The organism is uncultured Acinetobacter sp., from assembly GCF_947626835.1.
Taxonomy (GTDB): Bacteria; Pseudomonadota; Gammaproteobacteria; order Pseudomonadales; family Moraxellaceae; genus Acinetobacter.
Genome location: NZ_CANQTS010000003.1, coordinates 175047 through 182091, shown reverse-complemented (window position 1 = coordinate 182091; position 7045 = coordinate 175047). Strand labels below are relative to the sequence as shown.

The 7045-nt window shown below is 43.3% G+C and carries 4 protein-coding genes and 6 tRNA genes; all 10 read right to left on the bottom strand.

The window, feature by feature from the left end; translation table 11 throughout:
* Positions 1 to 352 precede the first annotated feature (352 nt).
* The 10 genes from Q0Z55_RS03395 to secA all read right to left on the bottom strand — a co-directional run bounded on the left by Q0Z55_RS03395 (position 353) and on the right by secA (position 6896).
* A tRNA-Pro gene (locus Q0Z55_RS03395) sits at positions 353 to 429 on the bottom strand.
* A 19-nt stretch (positions 430 to 448) separates the two neighbouring features.
* Positions 449 to 524, bottom strand: a tRNA-His gene (locus tag Q0Z55_RS03390).
* A 77-nt stretch (positions 525 to 601) separates the two neighbouring features.
* A tRNA-Pro gene (locus Q0Z55_RS03385) sits at positions 602 to 678 on the bottom strand.
* Positions 679 to 687: 9 nt separating this feature from the next.
* Positions 688 to 763, bottom strand: a tRNA-His gene (locus tag Q0Z55_RS03380).
* A gap of 41 nt (positions 764 to 804) precedes the next feature.
* Positions 805 to 881, bottom strand: a tRNA-Arg gene (locus Q0Z55_RS03375).
* Between the two features lie 35 nt (positions 882 to 916).
* Positions 917 to 993, bottom strand: a tRNA-Pro gene (locus Q0Z55_RS03370).
* Positions 994 to 1157: 164 nt separating this feature from the next.
* On the bottom strand, positions 1158 to 2225 hold the full coding sequence (gene nadA / locus Q0Z55_RS03365; protein WP_297424135.1) for a quinolinate synthase NadA: 1068 nt from the start codon (positions 2223 to 2225) through the stop codon (positions 1158 to 1160).
* A 142-nt stretch (positions 2226 to 2367) separates the two neighbouring features.
* Complete coding sequence (gene argJ, locus Q0Z55_RS03360; protein WP_297424132.1) at positions 2368 to 3588, bottom strand: bifunctional glutamate N-acetyltransferase/amino-acid acetyltransferase ArgJ; 1221 nt, start codon at positions 3586 to 3588, stop codon at positions 2368 to 2370.
* Between the two features lie 144 nt (positions 3589 to 3732).
* Positions 3733 to 4068, bottom strand: coding sequence for a hypothetical protein (locus Q0Z55_RS03355; protein WP_297424129.1), 336 nt, complete (start codon positions 4066 to 4068; stop codon positions 3733 to 3735).
* 119 nt (positions 4069 to 4187) lie between these two features.
* Complete coding sequence (gene secA, locus Q0Z55_RS03350; RefSeq protein WP_297424127.1) at positions 4188 to 6896, bottom strand: preprotein translocase subunit SecA; 2709 nt, start codon at positions 6894 to 6896, stop codon at positions 4188 to 4190.
* Positions 6897 to 7045: the final 149 nt, after the last annotated feature.

Genomic DNA, 7045 nt, shown 5'->3' with positions numbered 1-7045 from the left:
GATCAACCAGTAAAAATCCACACAAGTTGTTCTTCATAATCTCTTAATGATTTACTCGCTAATTCGTCATTAGCAAGCTAGGTCAGCAATAATACTCTTTATCTCAAAAGAGTCAAACACTTTTTTAAATGAATTTAAGCAAGCGCTGCTGATGGAGGGCGATTATAGATAGTTTTTTGAGTTAAACAAGCCCTAAAACAAAAAAATATAACTAAAAGCGATTAATTGTGCAATTTTTAATCCAATTGGTTATAAAAGACATCTTTTCGAGGCTCAATAACTCAATTTAGCAAATTTTAGGCATAAAAAAACCGCTTAACGCGGTATCTTCTATTCTGACCATTTAAATAAATGGTCGGAGCAGTAGGATTCGAACCTACGACCCCCTGGTCCCAAACCAGGTGCACTACCAGGCTGTGCTATGCTCCGTCTTTCAACTTTTAAAAGTTGGGGTGAATGATGGGACTCGAACCCACGACAACCGGAATCACAATCCGGGGCTCTACCAACTGAGCTACATCCACCATCATATGATGCGCTCTAACCAAAGATATAAAAAAACCGCTTAATGCGGTATCTTTATCTCGACCATCTGAATAAATGGTCGGAGCAGTAGGATTCGAACCTACGACCCCCTGGTCCCAAACCAGGTGCACTACCAGGCTGTGCTATGCTCCGCTTTAGGTGTGGGGTGAATGACGGGATTCGAACCCGCGACAACTGGAATCACAATCCAGGGCTCTACCAACTGAGCTACATCCACCACAATAAAGCTTTTTAGATTCTAAATACCAAGCAACCAAATGGCGCGCCTGACAGGATTCGAACCTGTGACCATCCGCTTAGAAGGCGGATGCTCTATCCAACTGAGCTACAAGCGCTTAACTGATGTTACCATCATTTGGCCTTGAAGAATTGGTCGGAGCAGTAGGATTCGAACCTACGACCCCCTGGTCCCAAACCAGGTGCACTACCAGGCTGTGCTATGCTCCGATTCATCTCAGCTTTTCGTATCGAACATCTCATTCGGTACGGTGTGCATTTTAGGCGTGACGTGCGGACACGTCAACACCTATATTTAAAAAAACTCAAAAAAATACATCAAACGTCTAAATAACCAACGATTATGGGCTTTGTCTGGGATTTTTTACTAGTTTTCAACGTTTTAACTGTGCACTAAAGGCCAACATTCGATCAAGTGGCACTTTGGCACGCTGCGCTAAAGCCGGATCAACATGGATTTCTTGGTCGCCACGTTGTAAAACTTGCAAAATACCATCTAATTCATTCATGGCCATCCATGGACAATGTGCACATGAACGACACGTTGCACCTTCACCTGCTGTTGGGGCTTCAATTAGGATCTTATGTGGTACAGCTTGTTGCATTTTGTAGAAAATGCCGCGGTCAGTAGCCACAATTAAGCGCTCATGCGGTAAAGTTTGTGCCGCTTTAATCAGTTGTGAGGTACTTCCCACTGCATCGGCCACCTCTACCACAGACAGTGGTGATTCTGGATGTACCAACACTGCTGCATCTGGATAGATGGCTTTCATGTTTTCAATGCCGCGAGCACGAAATTCTTCATGCACAATACAAGCACCATCCCAAAGCAACATCTCAGCACCCGTTTTTTGCTGAATATAACGTCCTAAATGCTGATCGGGTGCCCAAATGATTTTTTCACCTAAGCTATCTAAGTGTTCAATAATTTCTACCGCACAGCTTGACGTTACCACCCAATCAGCACGGGCTTTAACCGCAGCTGAGGTATTGGCATATACCACGACTGTATGATCAGGATGCTGATCACAAAATTCTGCGAATTCTTTTTCAGGACAACCGAGATCAAGTGAACACGTCGCTTCTAAGGTTGGCATGAGAATAGTTTTTTCAGGCGATAAAATTTTTGAGGTTTCACCCATAAATTTAACGCCAGCCACCACCAAAGTTTGCGCACTATGATCACGACCAAAACGTGCCATTTCCAATGAATCAGACACACAACCACCGCTGAGCTCTGCTAACTCTTGCACTTCAGGATCACAATAGTAATGCGCCACTAAAACTGCATCGCGTTTTTTTAACTCGGCAAGAATTTGGGCAAATTTTTCTTGCTTGACTGCTTCAGACATTTGAGCTGTCTTTGGCTCACCTAGGCGATCCAAATGCGCTTGCACAATACTTTTTGCTTCATTGGCAATTAGATTGGTCGCATTGTTCATAGTGTGTTCCCTACATAAAGGCTTGTTGCTAAGCCTGATTGGTCAAACCTGATCAAAATGGCATCATGCTTTTTTGACCAGTGAGTAAAAAATAACAGTGATAAAAAAGCCTCACGAGTGAGGCTGATCATACAAAATACTATTACGAACGATAGTCGGCGTTGATTTTGACGTAGTCGTAAGATAAATCACAGGTATAGACGGTATCTTTGGCATCGCCACGACCCAAAGCCACACGAATGGTGATTTCAGATTGCGCCATCACGCGTGAACCTGCTTCTTCGGTATAGTCTTCTGCAGCACCACCATCTTTACAGATTTGTACGTCATCTAACCACACTTGGATTTTTTCAACGTCTAAATCCTTAACGCCAGCATAACCAATGGCCGCTAAAATACGCCCCCAGTTTGGATCTGAAGCAAACAGTGCGGTTTTTACCAATGGCGAATGCGCAATGCTATAGGCAATATCACAACATTCTTGGGTATTGTGACCGCCTTCAACCGCAACAGTAATAAACTTGGTTGCACCCTCACCGTCACGTACAATCAGCTGGGCAAGACGTTTCATAATACGGGTTAAAACTTCAGCCACTTGCGCATAACGTGGGTCAGTGCTTGAACTAATTTCTACGCCACCAGCTTGCCCTGTTGCTGCAAAAACACATGAATCATTGGTTGAGGTATCACCATCAATGGTAATCCGGTTAAAGGATTGATTCACGGCTGTTGATAGCAGCTGTTGCACTAAGTCACGCGCAATTGGGGCATCAGTTGCCACAAAGCCAAGCATGGTCGCCATATTTGGACGAATCATGCCCGCACCTTTAGAAATACCGGTCATAGTGTAGGTGATGCCATCCAGCTCAAACTGCTCAGATGCACCTTTGGGCGTGGTATCTGTGGTCATAATACCGGTTGCTGCATCAAGCCATGCGTCATTTTTTAAGCTATCTAATGCGGTTTGTAGACCTGTCAACACACGCGGCACAGGTAACTGCTCACCAATCACACCAGTTGAAAACGGTAAAATTTCTGCTTTACTGACACCGGCTAATTCAGCCAATTTTTCGCAAGTCGCTTGAGCATTAGCCATACCAATTTTGCCTGTGCCCGCATTGGCATTACCCGTATTAATCACTAAATAACGCGGATTAGTTTCTTGTAAGTGTGCTTTAGACACATGTACAGGTGCAGCACAAAACGCATTTTGGGTAAATACACCGGCTACATTGGTCCCTTGGCTAAATTCAAAAATGACAAGGTCACGTCGATTCTGATAACGCACATACGCTTCAGCCGAACCAATTTTTACCCCTTGCACCACATGCATCTGTGGCATTGCTACGTCACCGACTGCCATTTTTAAACTTCCAATTTGGTTTTATATGAAAAACACAGCTTATTAGATATTGATAAAAAAATCGAGTCTTTAACGCGAAATGCAGTTTTTTATGAACCAATAAAAAAGCCAGTCGATTGACTGGCCTTGTATATATTAAACGCGTTATTTAGCAGCATCTAAGAGTGCTTGCTTGGCTTTTTGCTGACTCTCTACAGATAAAGCCGGATTAGCTGCCACAATGCGTTCAGCATTAGCGCTATTGGCTGCGACAATCGCTTGAGTTTGCAACACAATCGGATTGTTGTCATTGTTAAAGGTATAGCTAATGCCAGTACGTGGGCTAATGACCGTCACTTGATGATCTTTGACAATTGCTTGCGCAGTTTGTGGGCCAATCGCTGCTTTCACTTTTTCAGGTGTAGTGGTCAGTTGCTCAGCCAAAGCCAAGGTTGGCAGGCTTGCTAAAATAACTAAACCAATTTTTAATGCTTTTTTCATTGTATTGTCCATAGATTTTAAATCAGTCATTAAATAACATTGAATTGCACCGACTGCAAATACTATTCACCAGACCATAAAAAAGCCACTCAAATAGAGTGGCTTTTTAAAGCATAAAATTAAATTTTACCGTGGCATTGCTTATACTTTAAGCCTGAACCACATGGACATGGCGCATTACGGCTTGCAGGGGCTGCAAAAGTTTCAACTTGCGTTTGCTCAAACTGCGCATCAACCACAGGTTGTGATTCATTGACTAAGTTCAGTTGTAACGCGGCTGCTTGTGCCTCTGCTTGCGCCTGTTGTTGCGCTTCCATCTCAGCAATTTCTTCAGGTGTTGGTACATGAATACGCGATAAATCTGTCACCACATCAGATTTAATCACCGCCAGCATGCTGACAAACAAGTTGAAGGCTTCTTTTTTGTATTCTTGCTCAGGATTTTTCTGTGCATAACCACGTAAATGAATCCCTTGGCGCAAGTAATCCATGGCTGCCAAATGCTCTTTCCAATGACGATCCAGTGAACTTAAAGTAAAGTGACGCTCAAGCATAGCTGCTGAATCGGCACCCATTTGTTCACGACGTGTATTATAACGGGCAACCACTTCATTGGTGACGCGGCGCGCCAGCCCTTCTTCATCTAAACGGCGATCTTGCTCAAGCCATTGCTGAATTGGTAAGTCAATCGAGAATTCTTCACGTAAAGCCGCTTCTAAACCTGGCACATCCCATTGATCATGAATTGACTCAGGTGGAATATAGGTTTCAATTACACCTTTCATCACTTCACGATGCATTTCTTCTAAATAGGCATGCAGTGAGCTTTCTGCCAAAATATCATCACGTTGAGAATAAATGATCTTACGTTGTTCGTTATTCACGTCATCGTATTTGAGCAGGTTTTTACGAATGTCAAAGTTACGCGCTTCTACTTTACGCTGTGCGTTTTCAATCGAGCGTGACACCATTTTGTGCTCAATCGCTTCATCTTCTGAAAGCCCCATGGCCTTCATCATATTCACCACACGATCGCCTGCGAAAATACGCATCAAATCATCTTCAAGTGATAAATAGAAACGCGACACACCCGGGTCACCTTGACGACCAGCACGACCACGTAATTGGTTGTCAATACGACGTGATTCGTGACGTTCTGAACCAATAATGTGTAAACCACCCGATGCCAACACCGCTTCGTGGTTTTTCTCCCACTCTGCACGTAACCGTGCTTCATCGTCGCTGGTTGGGTTTTCAATTTTAGCAAGTAACGCTTTCCAGTTACCACCAAGTAAAATATCGGTACCACGACCGGCCATATTGGTGGCAATGGTCACAGCACGCGGCGCACCGGCTTGCGCAATAATATCGGCTTCACGCTCATGCTGTTTGGCATTGAGTACTTCGTGATGAATACCCGCTTCTTTGAGCTTGTCAGATAAAATTTCTGAGGCATCAATGGTGGCTGTACCAATCAAAATTGGCGCAACGCCTGCTTCATGAATACGCTGAATTTCTTGAATAATCGCGTTATATTTACCTTCACGATTGAGGTAAATTAAATCGTCATGGTCTTTACGTACCATTGGGCGATGCGTTGGAATTAATACAACATCTAAGCCATAAATTTCCTTCATTTCCGCAGCTTCAGTATCGGCAGTACCGGTCATCCCTGAGAGCTTTTTATATAAACGGAAATAGTTTTGGAAAGTCGTGGTGGCAAGCGTTTGGTTTTCAGGTTGAATTTCTAAACCTTCTTTGGCTTCTACCGCTTGGTGTAAACCTTCCGACCAACGACGACCCGGCATAGTACGACCGGTGTTTTCATCCACAATGATCACTTCGCCATCATGGATAATATATTGCACATTACGTTGATACAGGAAATGGGCACGAATTGCCGCTGTTACATGATGCACAAGGTTTAAGTTGGCAGCTGAATATAAGCTTTCGCCTTCTGCCAATAAGCCCATAGCAATCAGTTCTTGTTCAACCGTTTCATAACCAATTTCAGTCATTTCAACAGAACGTTGCTTTTCATCAATCCAAAAATGGCCGCCATCGGCTACTTTTTCTTCTTTTTGTGGGCTAAGTTTAGGTGGAATGCTGTTAATTGCCGCATAAAGCTGCGATGAGTCATCACTTTGACCTGAAATAATCAAAGGTGTACGCGCCTCATCAATTAAGATCGAATCGACCTCATCAATAATGGCATAAGTTAAACCACGCTGCTTTTTCTCCTCAAGTGCAAACACCATGTTGTCACGTAAGTAGTCAAAGCCAAATTCGTTATTGGTACCATAAGTAATATCGGCACGATAGGCTTGCGCTTTTTCGGTTGGGTCTTGCATGGAGTAAATCACGCCAATACTTAAACCTAAAAACTCAAATAAAGGACGGTTTAATTCAGCATCACGTTGCGCCAAGTAGTCGTTGACGGTAATCACGTGCACACCTTGACCACTTAAGGCATTTAAATACGATGCCAAGGTACCCATTAAGGTTTTACCTTCACCGGTACGCATTTCTGCAATTTTACCTTCGTGCAAGGTAATACCACCAATGAGCTGTACATCATAGTGGCGCATGCCCATGACACGTTTACCGGCTTCACGACATACCGCAAAAGCTTCAGGCAAGAGTTGGTCGAGGCTTTCACCCTTGTTATAACGTTGTTTGAATTCTTGGGTTTTTGCAGATAAGTCTGCATCGTTTAAGGCAGATATCGTCGGCTCGAGCGCATTAATCTTATCTACGATTTTACGCATGCGTTTGAGTTCACGCTCATTTTTGGTACCGAAGATTCCTCCGATCAGACTTGCCAACATGAATAGACTCTCTAAATCTTGCTTGTCAAAAGAAAAAAATTGTTGTTAAGCGTTATTATGGTGCTAGAAATTTCAAGTACAAGGCTTTTCCACCGTGCTTGACAAAAAAATATGCGCCTAACATTTAAAATGGCTGTATTTAAAATGAA

Excerpts from the sequence above, each read along its gene's own strand:
- argJ (WP_297424132.1), bottom strand. The coding sequence starts at position 3,588 with ATGGCAGTCGGTGACGTAGCAATGCCACAGATGCATGTGGTGCAAGGG.
- nadA (WP_297424135.1), bottom strand. The coding sequence starts at position 2,225 with ATGAACAATGCGACCAATCTAATTGCCAATGAAGCAAAAAGTATTGTG.
- Q0Z55_RS03355 (WP_297424129.1), bottom strand. The coding sequence starts at position 4,068 with ATGAAAAAAGCATTAAAAATTGGTTTAGTTATTTTAGCAAGCCTGCCA.
- secA (WP_297424127.1), bottom strand. The coding sequence starts at position 6,896 with ATGTTGGCAAGTCTGATCGGAGGAATCTTCGGTACCAAAAATGAGCGT.